Annotated in this window: 16 protein-coding genes; 5 read left to right on the top strand and 11 right to left on the bottom strand. The window is 61.1% G+C overall.

What is annotated here, in order from left to right:
* Positions 1-140 precede the first annotated feature (140 nt).
* Entirely contained in the window at positions 141-2,162 is a 2,022-nt protein-coding gene (locus MRBLRC7O_RS01935; protein ID WP_003503074.1) for a methyl-accepting chemotaxis protein, read from the top strand.
* A gap of 82 nt (positions 2,163-2,244) precedes the next feature.
* Here the strand turns inward: MRBLRC7O_RS01935 and MRBLRC7O_RS01940 are convergent, their stop codons facing one another.
* Positions 2,245-3,207: a nucleoside recognition domain-containing protein gene (locus tag MRBLRC7O_RS01940; RefSeq protein ID WP_080865914.1), complete on the bottom strand. Its 963-nt coding sequence runs from the start codon at positions 3,205-3,207 to the stop codon at positions 2,245-2,247.
* Between the two features lie 120 nt (positions 3,208-3,327).
* On the opposite strand from MRBLRC7O_RS01940, the gene MRBLRC7O_RS01945 reads away from it, so the two are divergent.
* Both MRBLRC7O_RS01945 and MRBLRC7O_RS01950 read left to right on the top strand, forming a co-directional pair.
* Positions 3,328-3,780, top strand: a complete 453-nt coding sequence (locus MRBLRC7O_RS01945) for an Lrp/AsnC family transcriptional regulator (protein ID WP_080865915.1) — start codon at positions 3,328-3,330, stop codon at positions 3,778-3,780.
* 90 nt (positions 3,781-3,870) lie between these two features.
* Positions 3,871-4,041: a hypothetical protein gene (locus tag MRBLRC7O_RS01950; RefSeq protein ID WP_162996165.1), complete on the top strand. Its 171-nt coding sequence runs from the start codon at positions 3,871-3,873 to the stop codon at positions 4,039-4,041.
* On the opposite strand, the gene MRBLRC7O_RS01955 is transcribed toward MRBLRC7O_RS01950, so the two are convergent.
* Complete coding sequence (locus MRBLRC7O_RS01955) at positions 4,038-4,352, bottom strand: putative quinol monooxygenase (protein ID WP_003503068.1); 315 nt, start codon at positions 4,350-4,352, stop codon at positions 4,038-4,040. The two genes, MRBLRC7O_RS01950 and MRBLRC7O_RS01955, sit on opposite strands and share 4 nt — an antisense overlap.
* 5 nt (positions 4,353-4,357) lie before the next feature.
* Complete coding sequence (locus MRBLRC7O_RS01960; RefSeq protein ID WP_080865917.1) at positions 4,358-5,149, bottom strand: helix-turn-helix domain-containing protein; 792 nt, start codon at positions 5,147-5,149, stop codon at positions 4,358-4,360.
* Positions 5,150-5,256: 107 nt separating this feature from the next.
* On the opposite strand from MRBLRC7O_RS01960, the gene MRBLRC7O_RS01965 reads away from it, so the two are divergent.
* On the top strand, positions 5,257-5,619 hold the full coding sequence (locus MRBLRC7O_RS01965; RefSeq protein ID WP_003503064.1) for a nuclear transport factor 2 family protein: 363 nt from the start codon (positions 5,257-5,259) through the stop codon (positions 5,617-5,619).
* Between the two features lie 42 nt (positions 5,620-5,661).
* Here the strand turns inward: MRBLRC7O_RS01965 and dxs are convergent, their stop codons facing one another.
* The 7 genes from dxs to MRBLRC7O_RS02000 all read right to left on the bottom strand — a co-directional run bounded on the left by dxs (position 5,662) and on the right by MRBLRC7O_RS02000 (position 11,802).
* A complete protein-coding gene (dxs, locus tag MRBLRC7O_RS01970) occupies positions 5,662-7,581 on the bottom strand; it encodes a 1-deoxy-D-xylulose-5-phosphate synthase (RefSeq protein ID WP_003503063.1) in 1,920 nt (639 codons plus the stop codon).
* 99 nt (positions 7,582-7,680) lie between these two features.
* Complete coding sequence (locus MRBLRC7O_RS01975) at positions 7,681-8,604, bottom strand: pirin family protein (RefSeq protein WP_080865918.1); 924 nt, start codon at positions 8,602-8,604, stop codon at positions 7,681-7,683.
* A 101-nt stretch (positions 8,605-8,705) separates the two neighbouring features.
* Entirely contained in the window at positions 8,706-8,960 is a 255-nt protein-coding gene (locus MRBLRC7O_RS01980; protein ID WP_080865920.1) for an exodeoxyribonuclease VII small subunit, read from the bottom strand.
* A gap of 2 nt (positions 8,961-8,962) precedes the next feature.
* Entirely contained in the window at positions 8,963-9,898 is a 936-nt protein-coding gene (locus tag MRBLRC7O_RS01985) for a histone deacetylase family protein (RefSeq protein ID WP_080865922.1), read from the bottom strand.
* A 25-nt stretch (positions 9,899-9,923) separates the two neighbouring features.
* Positions 9,924-10,487 carry a biotin transporter BioY gene (locus MRBLRC7O_RS01990; RefSeq protein WP_080865923.1) on the bottom strand — a complete coding sequence of 188 codons (564 nt, stop codon included), beginning with the start codon at positions 10,485-10,487 and terminating at the stop codon, positions 9,924-9,926.
* Positions 10,488-10,492: 5 nt separating this feature from the next.
* Entirely contained in the window at positions 10,493-11,125 is a 633-nt protein-coding gene (locus tag MRBLRC7O_RS01995) for an energy-coupling factor transporter transmembrane component T family protein (RefSeq protein ID WP_111820526.1), read from the bottom strand.
* Complete coding sequence (locus MRBLRC7O_RS02000) at positions 11,122-11,802, bottom strand: energy-coupling factor ABC transporter ATP-binding protein (RefSeq protein ID WP_080865927.1); 681 nt, start codon at positions 11,800-11,802, stop codon at positions 11,122-11,124. Before MRBLRC7O_RS02000 ends, MRBLRC7O_RS01995 begins: the two co-directional genes overlap by 4 nt.
* A gap of 113 nt (positions 11,803-11,915) precedes the next feature.
* Between MRBLRC7O_RS02000 and MRBLRC7O_RS02005 the strand changes: the two genes are divergently transcribed.
* A complete protein-coding gene (locus MRBLRC7O_RS02005) occupies positions 11,916-13,112 on the top strand; it encodes a winged helix-turn-helix domain-containing protein (RefSeq protein ID WP_060722987.1) in 1,197 nt (398 codons plus the stop codon).
* 246 nt (positions 13,113-13,358) lie between these two features.
* On the opposite strand, the gene ribB is transcribed toward MRBLRC7O_RS02005, so the two are convergent.
* The gene (gene ribB / locus MRBLRC7O_RS02010; protein WP_065694894.1) at positions 13,359-14,459 is read right to left on the bottom strand and encodes a 3,4-dihydroxy-2-butanone-4-phosphate synthase; all 1,101 of its coding nucleotides are present in this window, start codon (positions 14,457-14,459) and stop codon (positions 13,359-13,361) included.
* Positions 14,460-14,470 lie beyond the last annotated feature (11 nt).

Consider the following 14,470-nt stretch of genomic DNA (forward strand, 5'->3'; position numbering starts at 1 on the left):
AGGCTTGTATAGCACTTTGTGCGCAAGGCCCGTGCGGCCACCGGAACCTGCCATGACGGCGTCTCCTCCCATCCACAAAATTGCGACCGTTGCAGCGCAGACGCTTGCTTCGAGGCATCAGGTCGCCGAGAGAGTTTGCGATGTCGCTGAAAAATCTCCCCATTAACCTGAAGCTCATAGCCACCTTCTGCGCCCTGATGAGTGTGTGTCTGCTCGCGTCTGCGGTCGTATTCTGGCAGACGCTGGGGAGCGAGCGTGTCACGATCGAAAACAACCGCACCAAGGATATCATCCAGGCAGTGGATGGCGCGACGGCCGCCATGCTGGAACAGGCCGTCAACCAGCGCGGCTTCCTGCTGTTCCGCAGCGACAGCACCTATAATGATGTGTTCGCCCAGCGCGACCTGATGCTGAAGAAGCTCGATGAAGCCCGCACGCTGGCCGTCGGCCGCCCGGACATCCTGAAATCCATCGACGACATGCAGAAATCCGCCACCGTGTTCTTCAAGGAACTGGCGGAACCGCAGATCGCTGCGCGAAAGACGACGGAAGCGCCGATTTCCGAAATCATCGAGATCGGCCGCAATCAGGCGAAGGGCCAGCTCGATGGCTTCCGCACCTCCGCCGCCAAGATCAAGGAACAGCTGAACGGCCTGTCCACCGCTTACGCGGCGGAACAGCAGGCAGCGGCATTGAACCTTAAATATGCGCTTCTGGGTGGCGGCGCGGTTGCCGGTCTTCTGGCCGTTGCCCTCATCTGGGCTCTGTCGCGCTCCATTGTCACGCCGATCGTTGGCATGACAGCGGCCATGAGCCGTCTCGCCGATGGCGATCTGGCGACGGAAGTGCCTGCCACGGATCGTGGCGACGAAGTCGGCAAGATGGCGAAGGCCGTTCTCGTCTTCAAGGAAGCCGGGCTGGAAAAATCCCGCCTTGCCGGCGAGACCGAGCGCATGCGCTCCGCCACCGAGACCGAACGTCGCCGCAACGAGGAGGAAAAGGCGCGGGACGAAGCCGCCAGCGCCTTCGCCAGCGCCGAGCTTGGCAAGGGCCTTGCCGCTCTTGCGGATGGCGATCTTTCCTATCGCATTGAAACGCCTTTTGTGCCTGCCATCGATCCGGTGCGCCTCAATTTCAACAGCGCTGTCGACAAGCTGCAGCAGGCGCTCAAAACCGTTGGCGAGAACGCTGCCGCCATCAATTCCGGCGCTTCGGAAATGCTCTCCGCTGCCGACGATCTGTCGCGCCGCACCGAGCAGCAGGCTGCCTCCATCGAGGAAACCGCTGCAGCCCTGGAAGAAGTCACCACCACCGTGCGCGATAGCGCCCGCGGTGCGGAAGATGCCGGTAATCTGGTCCAGCGCGCCCGCGCCGGTGCGGAAAAGTCCGGCGTCGTGGTCCGCAGGGCGGTTGCCGCCATGCGCGAAATCGAGAAGTCCTCAGGCGAAATCGGCAACATCATCGGTGTCATCGACGATATCGCCTTCCAGACCAACCTGCTGGCGTTGAACGCCGGCGTGGAAGCCGCCCGCGCCGGTGATGCCGGCAAGGGTTTTGCGGTGGTTGCGCAGGAAGTCCGCGAACTCGCCCAGCGTTCCGCCAATGCCGCCAAGGAAATCAAGACGCTTATCGGCGCTTCCAGCCAGCAGGTGGAAAACGGCGTCAATCTTGTCGATGAAACCGGCAAGGCGCTGGAACTCATCGTGGCGGAAGTCGAAGAGATCAATGCTCATGTCAGCGCCATCGTCGTTGCTTCCCGCGAACAGGCAACCGGCCTGCAGGAAATCAACACGGCCGTGAACACCATGGATCAGGGCACGCAGCAGAATGCCGCCATGGTGGAACAGCAGACCGCCGCCAGCCATTCGCTGGCCCGCGAAGCGGAAGCGCTGAACAGCCTGCTCGGCCAGTTCAGGATGGGTGGCGCGCGCGCTGCCGTTGCGAGCGCCGGCGGCTATTCCGCGCCGCGCCAGTCTTCGGCAAAGCCTGCCTTCCAGTCAGCACCGGCCGCGCCGGTTCGCAAGGCTCCGGTAAAATCGGCCTCCACAACCGCAAGGCCCGTCGCTTCGCCGGCCCGTGCGCTCGGCCAGAGCCTCGCCCGCGCCTTCGGTGGCGCTGCCGAAGCACCGGCCGCGAAGGATCAGGACTGGACGGAGTTCTGAGCCTGGCTTTCAGAGTGAACCTATGAATTGGGGGCCGAAAGGCCCCCTTTTTGCATCGGCGTTTTCAGGCGGGTAACGCCGCTTATGTGCCCTGTAGCCGGAACATCCGCGTAAAGAACAGCTCATCCGACAGGCGGTGAAGCAGGGCGGCAATGACGGCGGTTGCGGCAACAGCGAAAACGAGGCGTCCGGCCAGAACGCTGTAGACATCCGCGCCCAGCGACATCACCACGAGCGTGTCTTCAATCACGCTATGGGCAAAACCCATGAACACACAGGACAGAAACACCTGACGCGGTGATATCGTCCCCGATTGCGCCTCGCGGATCAGGAAACCCGCGCCGTAGGAAATGCCGAGGAACAATCCGATGGCGGTGAGATGTTCGGCCTCGCCGCGAATGCCCGCAAGACGCAGCAGGGGCGAAAGCGCTTTCATCATCAGCGCCAGCAGGCCTGTCAGCCTGAGAATCTCAAGGCAAAAGGAAAGGGCAAGCAGGATGACAAGCATCCAGACCATGGTTTCACCGAGACCGAGGAAATAGGCGGTCCATTCAGGCGTAGCGCCCATCGCAATCCAGGCAGGGTTTACCGGGCCTGACAACCATCCCGTCGCTTCCAGAAGCTGGTGCAGGAGAAAGGCATAGAGCAATCCGCCGCCGACGCGCAGCGCCGTGGTGACAATCATGCCCGGTCCCGCCTTTTCAATGATCTTCTGTTCGATGGGCAGGCCATGGGCGAACAGGATGAGCGCCGAAAAAACGGTGATATCAGCAACGGTGAGCGACGACGCGGGTACAAGTGTGAAGATGAGCGGCACCGCGCCCCAAATGCCGACCAGCATTGCGGTCAGCCAGGCAAGACCGAGTTCCGGCGGCAGTCCGATGAGGTTCATGATCGGCGCAAAGGCAGGCGCAACCGCCTCGATCGCACCCATTCTCGACAATAGCTCGGTTAGAATGGCGATTGGAACCGTGATCCGCACAAGCACCCAGTAGATTGCTAGCGTTTCCCGCGTTTTTTGCCAGACGGGCAGGAAAAGTGACATGTGAAGGCTCCCTGAAGATTGTTCCCATTCACTAATCCCGGCCCGTTCGCATTTGTGGTCAAGGATTGCAGTTTTGTGCAATTTTATTGCAAATATAGTGGTGGGCGATATGCTGCCGGCATGGATCGGATCGACCGGAAACTTCTGAACCTTTTGCAGAACGATGCCTCGCGCACCAATGTGGATATGGCCGAGGAGGTCGGGCTGTCTCCGTCCAGTTGCCTGCGCCGTCTGCAGCGGCTGCGCAAGTCGGGCGTGATCGATCGCATCGTGGCGATCCTCAATCCCGCAAAGGCGGGGCGCGTGATCAAGGCTCTGGTGACGGTGGAGCTGAAATTGCACGGCGAGCAGCATATGCGGCGCTTTCTGGATATTGCGAGCGCCGAAGAGGCCGTGTCGCAGGCCTATGCCGTCACCGGCGCATCCGATGTCGTGCTGATGCTGCGCCTGCGGGATATGGAAGAGTTCGATGCCCTGTGCGACCGGTTGTTCCGCGACCAGCACAATGTGGCGCGCTTTTTTACCATGGTCGTTATCAAGACGGCGAAAGAAGAAACGGCCATCAGGCTTTGAAACTGATGGCATTGCATCAGGGGGAAGCGTTTAATCATTCCCTTTAACCCAAAGAAAGCCGTGTCTGGCTTTCGGGAAGGCAGTTTTCAGATGACGCCTCGCGTTAAGTTAAGACTTCTGGATGGCGCCTATGGCGTGGCCCGGCTCCATGCCGATGCATCCATTCCAGCCTGGGTCGATGGCGATCACCTGCTGGTGAAATCGAAGGATCTGGAGAAAGCGCGCGAGCTGCTGGCAAATGCAGGACATTCACTCGTCTAGGATTTGTGAGCATGATCCGCGCGCATGGGGTGCCAGACGGAAATATCGCGCGGGGCATCCAGAAGATCGGGCAGGGCGTCGTGCCATGCCTGCCGATAGGGCCGGTGAATCTGAACGTCGATGACATCCTGATGGTCGCTCCAGGTCTCATGCAGCAGGAAGCGGTTCTCGTTTTCACCATCCCGGTGCAGGGTTGCGTTCACGAAGGTCTTTTCGTGCCGCATGGCATCAAGCAGCGCATTCAGCAATTCGAGAAAGCGGTCGCGCTGGCCGGGACGGACCTGAAATCCGATGAGATAGGTGGTGTGCACGGGTGTTACTCCTTGGCGCCTTGCATCAGTGCTTCGCGGGTTGCCGCGTCGGCGGGGTAAAAACACTCCAGCACGAGTTCGGCCAGTGTGACGTCTGTCGCCGTTCCGAAAACCGTGGTGGTTGAAATGAAGCTCAATATGCTGCCCGAAGAGGGATCACGGAGCTGGAGCGGTATGGCCAGAGGATCGGCTCCGGCATGGGACGAGGCCTTTGGCGCGGGATAGGCCGCGAGCTCCGCATGCAGCCGAGAAAGCACCTCGTCTCCCGTTTCCTCGACCTGACGGCGCAGGCGTTCCAGCAGGTGATGACGCCACTCGGCGAGATTGACGATGCGCGAACTCAAACCCTGCGGATGCAGGCTCAGCCTCAAGGCGTTAAGCGGCGGGCGAAGCAGTTCCTCGGAAACACCGGCCAGAAGCGATGTGATCGCCCCATTGGCGAGAACGACGTTCCAGTGCCGGTCGACGGCAAGGGCGGGGAAGGGCATATGCCCATGCATCACGGTTTCGACGGCCTGCCGGGCCGCCGTCATATCAGGCGCATCCATCGGCCGTTCGGAATGGATAGGCGCATAACCCGCTGCCAGCATCAGCCGGTTGGCGGCGCGGGCGGGCATCGAAAGCTGCTCCGCCAGTTTCGCGAGCATGTCGCGGCTGGGGGATGATCGCCCACTTTCCACAAAGCTCAGATGGCGCGCCGATATTTCCGCCTCAATCGCCAGATCGAGCTGGCTCATCCTGCGGCGGGCACGCCATTCCTTCAGCACTTGGCCGACATGTTCTCGATGATGCGTCATGCCCCGCAGCCTAGCAGAAGATATCGGCAATGCGATTACCTCCGAGGTAATTGTTCCGCTTCCCGACACCCGTCATGTTTGGGCCGTCAACCACAAGGAGCGCAATCATGACGCAGCATCTCGCAATCGCCGAAACCTATCTCGCGGTCTGGAACGAGGAGGACAATGAACGCCGCAGGCATCTCGTCGGTCAGGCGTGGTCGGAAAATACGCGTTACGTCGATCCGCTGATGCAGGGCGAGGGGCAGCAGGGAATTGCCGCGATGATCGAGGCGGCGCGGCAGAAATTTCCGGGATATCGTTTCGTTCTTGCCGGCACTCCGGATGGCCACGGCGACTTCACCCGTTTCTCATGGCGTCTCATTTCGCCTGACGGGGACGATGTGGCCGGCGGTACCGATGTCGTCAGCCGTGATGCCGAGGGGAGGATCGAAAACGTCGTCGGTTTTCTCGATGGCGCGGCATCCTGAGGCAGAGGCGGGATAGTCCCGCCTCCCGTCCCGGCAATCTTGTCAGCCGGCGAAACCGACGCCGGCCTGACGCTGGCCGAGCGCATTGAACACGGTGGACACGATGCCGGCCCGGTCGAGGCCGGCATTGGCATACATGGTCTCGGGCTTGGCCTGCTCCACCCACTGGTCGGGCAGGGTCAGCGTCCGGACCTTGGGGCCGTGGTCGAGCAATCCGGCGCTTGCCATGAAATGCAGCACATGCGCGCCAAAACCGCCGACTGAGCCTTCCTCGATCGTCACCAGCACTTCGTGATGGGCCGCAAGCTGGCGGATGAGATCGAGATCGAGCGGCTTGGCAAAGCGCGCATCGGCAACGGTCGTCGAAAGTCCGGCGGCATCAAGATCTTCGGCGGCTGCAAGGCATTCCGCAAGCCGGGTACCGAAGGAGAGCAGCGCAACCTTGGTGCCTTCCTTGATGATGCGGCCCTTGCCGATCTCAAGGATTTCACCGCGTGCAGGCATCTCGACGCCCACACCTTCGCCGCGCGGGTAGCGGAAGGAAATCGGGCCTTCATCATAGGCCGCTGCCGTGCGTACCATATGTTTCAGTTCGGCCTCGTCGGCCGCCGCCATCACCACCATACCGGGCAGGGTGGCGAGGAAAGTGGTGTCGAAGGAGCCGGCATGGGTCGGTCCGTCAGCGCCGACGAACCCGGCGCGGTCGATCGGGAAACGTACGGGCAGGCTCTGGATCGCCACGTCATGCACCAGCTGGTCGTAACCACGCTGCAGGAAGGTGGAATAAAGCGCGCAGAACGGCTTGTAGCCGTCAGCCGCAAGCCCCGCCGCGAAGGTGACAGCGTGCTGTTCGGCAATTCCGACATCGAAGGTGCGGGACGGGAAAAGCTCAGCCATCTTGTCGAGGCCGGTACCATTCGGCATGGCGGCGGTGACGCCGATGATCTTGTCGTCGAGGGTCGCTTCCTGGATCAGCGCTTCGGCAAAGACGCTGGTATAGCTCGGCGCATTCGGTTTGGCTTTCGCCTGTGCGCCGGTGATGACGTCGAACTTGTTGACGCCGTGATATTTGTCCGCAGCCGCTTCCGCCGGCGCATAACCCTTGCCTTTCTGCGTCACCACATGGATGAGGACAGGGCCTTTCTGGTTGTCGCGCACATTGCGCAGCACCGGTAGCAGGTGGTCGAAGGAATGGCCGTCGATCGGGCCGATGTGATAGAAACCGAGCTCCTCGAATAGCGTACCGCCGGTCACATAACCACGCGCATGGGTCACGGCGCGGGTAATGGCGCGGTCGATGGTCTTGCCGAGATAGGCTGTGAGCTTCTTGCCGAAATCACGGAAGCCCATATAGGTGCGGCCGGAGGCAAGGCGGGCGAGATAAGCGCTCATCGCGCCCGTCGGCGGTGCAATCGACATGTCGTTGTCGTTGAGGATGACGATCAGCCGCGCGTCGAGCGCGCCTGCATTGTTGAGCGCCTCGAACGCCATGCCGGCAGACATGGAACCGTCGCCGATGACGGCGATCACCTTGCGGTCGCTTTCGTCGAGACCCGCTGCCACCGCCATGCCGAGACCGGCGGAAATGGAGGTGGAGGAATGGCCGGCGCCGAAATCGTCATATTCGCTTTCGGCCCGCCGGGTGAAACCGGAAAGGCCGCCTTCCTGGCGCAGCGTGCGGATGCGCTCGCGACGGCCGGTCAGGATTTTGTGCGGGTAACATTGGTGGCCGACATCGAAGATCAGCCGGTCCTCGGGCGTGTTGAAGACCTTGTGGATGGCAATCGTCAATTCCACCACGCCAAGGCCGGCACCCAGATGGCCACCGGTCTTCGACACGGCGTCAATCATCTCGTCGCGCAGTTCCCGTGCCAGTTCCGGCAGGTCGCGATCGTCGATCTCCTTGAGATCGGAAGGAAAATTCACCCGGTCGAGCAATGGGGTCTGGGGCATTCCGGTCAATCGTTCGGCCTTTTCTCGTGGTCAGCAGGGGGCGCCAGAGCGTCTTTCATAGGGAAAGCCGACGGTCCATTCCTGCATGTCGTACACTTCTATAGAATTTCAACCTTCCGGCAAAGGGACAAACTCTTCTTCGTCGCCGGGAACGATATCGAAGCGTCCGGTTCTCCACTCCTGTTTGGCCTGTTCTATGCGTTCTTTTGATGACGAAACGAAGTTCCACCAGATGTAGCGGCGCTGATTGAGCGCGGCCCCGCCAAAGATCATGATGTGACAGCCATTGCTGCCGGCCTGAAGCGTGATGTCGTCACCCGGCCGGAAGACGAGCAACTGGTCGGCGGCGAAGATATCGCCTGCCACATCGAGCGAACCGGAGAGAATATAGATCGCCCGTTCCTCATGATAGGCGGAAAAGGGAAATTTCACTCCCGGCTCCAGCGTCAGATCGACATAAAGTGTATCGGTAAAGGCCGAAACGGGGGAGGTAAGGCCCTCGAATTCGCCGATCACCACCCTACCGGAAGCGCCTTTGATATCGATCAGCGGCATGTCTTCCTTGGCGGTATGGGCAAAGGCCGGGGCGATTTCTTCCATATGGTCGGGCAGGGCAAGCCAGGTCTGCAGGCCGGACATGGAAAGCGGATGGCCGCGCAGGTTTTCCGGCGTGCGTTCCGAATGCACGATGCCGCGCCCGGCGGTCATCAGGTTAATGTCTCCGGGGCGAATGACGAGTTCGGTGCCGAGACTGTCGCGATGCTTGATTTCGCCGTCGAACAGATAGGTGACGGTGGAAAGCCCGATATGCGGATGCGGCTTGACGTCCAGCGCCTCACCAGCCTTCAGGATCGCCGGTCCCATGCGGTCAAAAAAGATAAAGGGGCCGACGAGACGACGCTGTCGGGTCGGCAAGGCGCGGCGCACCGCAAAGCCGCCAATATCGCTGGTGCGCGGAATGATGAGGTTTTCGATGGCGTCGCAGGCAAAGGCATCACCCGCGACGGGATCGTTACCGGGAAAAAAGGACATCGCAAGCTCCTCGTATCGTTACACGAAAGCTTAGCACGAACGGAACGGGGTGGGAGCGCCGTAATGGTGAACGCAGCGTCACACCGTTCAACAGGACGTGTTTACTCGCCGTCGAGAGGCTCGACGTCCTGCGGTTTTCCGGCGCGATCGAGACGGATTTTCTCGATTCGCTTTTCCGCAGCGTTCAACAGCGTTTCGCAGTGCTTCTTCAGGGCTTCGCCACGCTCGTAGATGGCGATGGATTCGTCCAGCGCCACGTCTCCGCGCTCCAGGCGTGCGACAATGCTTTCCAGCTCGGCAACGGCTTTTTCGAAGGAATAACCGCTGACATCGGCTGTGTTGGCATTTTCCGTCATGTTCAACCCTTCATCATTCTCAATATGTGCATGGCTGCCGATTCCGCCAGCCCTTCCAGATCATAACCGCCTTCAAGCAGGCTGACGACCCGGTTCGATGCGTATTTATCGGCCATTTCCAGAAGCCGGCCCGTCGCCCAGTCGAAATCCTCGCCCACCAGATTGATCTGCGCCAGCGGATCGCGGTGATGCGCGTCGAAACCGGCGGAGATGAGGATGAGGTCAGGCGAAAAATCGGCAATGGCCGGCAGGACGCGGGATTTGAACGCCTCGCGAAAATATTCGCTGCCGGTATTGGGCGAAAGCGGGGCGTTGACGACGTTGTTCTTCACGCCGGTTTCGTTTTTGTCGCCGCTCCACGGATAAAGCGGCATCTGGTGGGTGGAACAGAACAGCACTGATGTGTCGTTCCAGAAAATATCCTGCGTACCGTTGCCGTGATGCACGTCCCAGTCGATGATGGCGACGCGCTCTGCCCCGTGCGCCTTCTGCGCATGGCGGGCGGCAATTGCCACATTGTTGAAAAGACAGAAACCCATGGCCTTGGCTGTTTCGGCGTGGTGGCCGGGCGGGCGGGCCGCGACGAAGACATTGTCGGCAGCGCCGGTAAACACGTCGTCCACCGCCGCCATCGCCGCACCGATGCCGGTCAGCGCCGCCTGCAGGCTTTTGCGTGATACATAAGTGTCGGCCTCGACGCGGTTGATCTCGCCATCCTCTTCAGGGATCTGCCGCATGACGGCAAGCAGGTGCTCCTCCGGATGCGCCAGCAACACCGCGTCTTCATTGGCCTGAGGCGCTTCTCTGCGGATCAGACGCTCGAAATTCGGATGTTCGAGCGCGATGTTCAGAGATCGCAGGCGATCCGGCCGCTCGGGGTGGCCTTCGGGCGTGATATGCTCCAGGAAGATCGGATGTTCGTATAAACGCGTCGCCATTCTTTTCCTCCCGAAGAAAGTGTGTTCAGGCGCGCTGCGGCAGAAGCGGATAACCCGCCATCACGGCGCGGCCGGCCAGCGCTGCAAGCACAGCCTTCAGCGCATCGCCCGGAATGAAGGCGAGCGAACCCATGAAGGCCTTTTCGAAACCAAGACCGACGACCAGCGCCAGATAGGTGATGCCGAAAGCATAAAGCACGACCACGCCGCCGATCAGGCTGGCGATGAAAAAGCCGATGCCCTGTGTAAGGGCAGACTGGCTGCGATTGACGAGTTTTTCCGAGAGCGTGCCGGTGACGAAAACCGCCGCCATCCAGCCGATCAGGAAGCCCGTCGTCGGCGTGGTGAAGATGGAAAGGCCGCCGCGTCCGCCCGAAAGCACCGGCAGGCCGATGGCGGCAATCAGGATTGTCAGGAGAACCGCGAGCGTACCGCGCTTTGCGCCGAGGACGACGCCCGCCAGCATGACGCCGAGCGACTGCGCGGTGATCGGCACCGGAATGAAACCGAGCGTGATCGGCGGCAGAAGCCCGAGTGCGATGATGATGGCGGAAAACAGCGAAATCAGCACAAGGTCGCGGGTCGTCATGACACTCAAAACTCCGGATGGTTATCTGGCCGCAAGCTTTGGCCTCTGAAGCCGCGCGCGTCAATGGCGTCGGCGATGGCATCGGCATCCTTCAACGTCATAATGACGAGCGGCACGATGATGGTGGCCATGCGCACGGGCAGGCCGCGCGCCCGGTGCGCATCGCGCACCGCATGGTAACGGTTGACGATCTCAGGCACGAACCGCACCACCAGCCCGGCGGCAAGTCCGATATCGGCGGCCTTGACCAGCCCCAGCCGTTCCAGAGGGGCTGCGGCACGCGTAATCTCGTCCATGAATTGCGAAATGCTGACGGTGATGGTGACGGCGGTGGCAAGCAGCGCCAGCGCCGTCAGCCGCAGAAGATTGACACTCGCATCATGGGCCGGAAGCAGGAGATAGCTGAAGGCCGCGACGAGGAAGATGGTCAGCATCACCGGCCGCAGCCGAAGGCCGATCTCGTGGAAGGGCAGGCGTGTCTCGCGCAGGATGGCGGCGGCGAGAACCACGGCGCATCCCAGAAGCGGCAGATCGCGGGTGAGGAACAGCGCGATGCTGAAGCCCATAAGCGTCAGGAGCTTGACGGGCGGCGAGACGCGGTAGAGCCAGCCGGTGCCTTCGACATGCAGCGATTTCATCGCGATGCCACCTCCAGATAATGCGCCACCGCCTCTTCGGGGCCGGCATCGGCAACCAGCGCGCCTTCATGGAAAACCAGCACGCGGTCGAAGCCTGCAACCAGCGACAGGTCATGGGTGATGACAACAAGCGCCTGCGACAGCGCCGCCATGGTTTTTTCAACGATAGTACGGTTTTTCAGATCAAGCTGGTTGGTCGGTTCATCGAGAATTAGGATTTGCGGATCGGTGACCAGAAGGGCGGCAAGCGCTGCAAGCTGCAGTTCTCCGCCGGAAAGCTCATGCGCGCGCCGCTCTTCCAGATGGGGAATGCCGAGCCGCGCAAGAACGGCCTTCACCCGGTTTTCGGTTTCCGCCCTGCCGATGCCGAGCCGCTTGAGGCCGAAGGCGACATCGTCGCGCACGATCGGCAGGATGATCTGGTTCTGCGGATTCTGGAAGATGAAGCCGACCGTCTGCAATACCGCTTTGGCGTCGCTCACGGTGTCGAGACCGTTTACCGAAACCTTGCCCGCACTCGGCTTGTTCAGCCCGTTGATCAGCCGGGCAAAGGTGGTCTTGCCGGAACCATTGAGGCCGATCACGCCGATGCGCCGTTCCGTCAATGTCACAGACAGCGGCTGCAGGGCCTGCCGGCCCTCGAAAGCGACACCGGCGGCATCGAAACGGATTTCCAAGCTTACATCCTCGCGCTCGTTTTCCGGTTCTATACCCCGTCATCAACAGAAGTGAAACAAGGAACAAAAAAAGAACATTGCAATCCTGAAAAAGCCGTCATACCTTTTGCGCCATGACGATCAAGGTTTCGAACGAAGCGGCAAGGCGGATTTTTCTGGCGCGGCAGGGGCTTTGCTCCCCGCCCGGCAAGGCGCTTTCCAAGGATGGCCTGCTGCAGCTCATCACCGATATCGGTTTTGTGCAGGTGGACAGCATCGGCACCGTGGAGCGCGCCCACCACCAGATTATCTTCTCACGCAACCAGACCTACAGGCGTGACCATCTGACCACGCTGCTGGAAAAGGACCGCGCGCTTTTCGAGCACTGGACGCATGACGCTTCCATCGTACCGACGGAGTTTTACCCCTATTGGAAACACCGCTTCCGCCGCCGCGAGCCGATCATTCAGGAGCGCTGGCGCAAATGGCATGGAGAGGGCTTCGATGCCGCTTTCGGCGAAACGCTGGAGCGCATCGCCGCCACCGGCCCGGTTCTGGCGCGGGAGCTGAAGGAGGAGGGGCATCAGTCCGGCGGCTGGTGGAACTGGCATCCCTCCAAGACGGCGCTCGAATATTTATGGCACACCGGCAAGCTCGCCATATCCGGCCGCGTGAATTTCCAGAAGGTCTATGATCTCGCCGAGCGTGTCATTCCCGGCGAGCACCACGAAACCGAGGTGGAGCACGCCGAATTTGTCGACTGGGCCTGCCGCGAAGCGCTGAAGCGGCTGGGTTTCGCCACCCATGGCGAAATCGCCGCCTTTTTCGATCTCGTCACCCCGCAGGAGGCGAGGGACTGGGTCAAGAGCCATCGCGATGAACTCTGCGAGGTTTCGCTTCTCTCCAGCGACGGAGACACCGCCCGCCCGTCTTTTGCCTTTGCCGATTTCACCGCCGACCTGACGGATGTACCGGAACCCTCCGCCCGCGTCCGTGTCCTCAGCCCCTTCGATCCGCTGTTGCGCGACCGAAACCGCACGGAACGGCTGTTCGGCTTTTATTACCGCATCGAGGTCTTCGTGCCCGAGCCGAAACGGCAATATGGCTATTATGTCTTCCCGCTTCTGGAGGGCGACCGGATGATCGGCCGCATCGACATGAAGGCGGATCGCAAGCGCGGCACGCTGGATGTGCGCCGCCTGTGGCTGGAGCCTGGCGTGCGCGCCTCAGCAGGACGGCTTGAAAAGCTCGACGCGGAACTATCGCGGCTTGCGAAGTTTACCGGGGTTGAGAGCGTGAATTATCTGGAGGGCTGGCGGGAGGACAAATGAAGGTGTCTTTTCGCGGTGCCTGAATGTAGTGGCGAGCGCCGCCACACTCGACGTCATCCTCGCCCTTGAGGCGAGGATCCACAAGCCGCGGAGACAATGGCTTCCGGGATCATGACTTCACGTGTCCGGAACATCTCAAGCGTGTCACGTCGGGAACTGCGGGATGGATCCTCGGCACAAGGCCGAGGATGACGCCGAACGGGCGAAGAGCGCGCCAAGCCGAAGCGCTCTCGCGAAGCCCCTAAATCACCCGATATCCGTCGCCGAAATTTTGATGCCAAAGCCTTCCAGGCCGACATAATGACGCTCGCGTGTCGTCATCAGCTTGATCGAGCTGATGCCGAGGTCTTTGAGGATCTGCGCACCGAGACCGATTTCCAGCCATTCGTTTTCACGTGAGCGGGCCTGCGCATGCGCCTCGTCGGGATCACGCGCCTTGCGACGGCCGGCCACCTGGCCGACGCCGACGGAGCCCTCACGCAGATAGACGATGACGCCGCGGCCTTCCTCGGCAATCTTCTGCATATAGTGCTGCACCGGCTGGCGGTCGCCGAACACGTCGTCGGCGACATTTTCCGGGTGCAGGCGAACGGGAATGTCGACACCGTCTCTGATATCGCCGAAAATCACCGCCATATGCTGCATCCGGTCCCAGGGCAGGGAATAGGTTTGCGCCTTGGCCGGTCCGAACGGCGTTTCGATGGTGAAGGAGGATTCCATCTCCACCAGCGTTTCCTTGCGCTGGCGATAGGCGATGAGGTCGGCGACGGAAACCTGCTTCAGCTTGTGTTTTTCCGCAAAGGCGGTGACCTGCGGTCCGCGCGTCACGGTGCCGTCATCATTGACGAGTTCGCAGATGACACCGATGGGCGGCAGGCCCGCAAGCTTGCAGAGATCGACCGCCGCTTCGGTATGGCCGGAGCGCATCAGGACGCCACCTTCACGGGCAATCAGCGGGAAGATGTGGCCCGGCCGGGTAAAATCGGCAGCCCCGACATTGGGATTGGCGAGATTGCGCACGGTTAGCGTCCGGTCATCGGCGGAAATGCCCGTCGTGGTGCCGTGCTTGAAATCGACGCTGACGGTGAAGGCCGTCGTGTGCGCGCTATCATTTTCCGCCACCATGGCGTTGAGGTTCAGCCGCTTGGCTTCTTCGCGCGGCATGGGCGCGCAGACGATGCCGGAGGTGTGGCGCACGATGAAAGCCATCTTTTCCGCCGTGCAATGCACCGCCGAAATGATCAGATCGCCTTCATTCTCTCGGTCGTCATCATCGGTCACGACGACGATTTCGCCTGCTTCGAAAGCGCGAATGGCGTCGACAACGCGTTTCTGGTCATAGGCCATGGCGGTCCCCC

This window comes from Agrobacterium radiobacter (genome assembly GCF_040801995.1).
In the GTDB taxonomy this organism is placed as follows: Bacteria; Pseudomonadota; Alphaproteobacteria; order Rhizobiales; family Rhizobiaceae; genus Agrobacterium; species Agrobacterium radiobacter.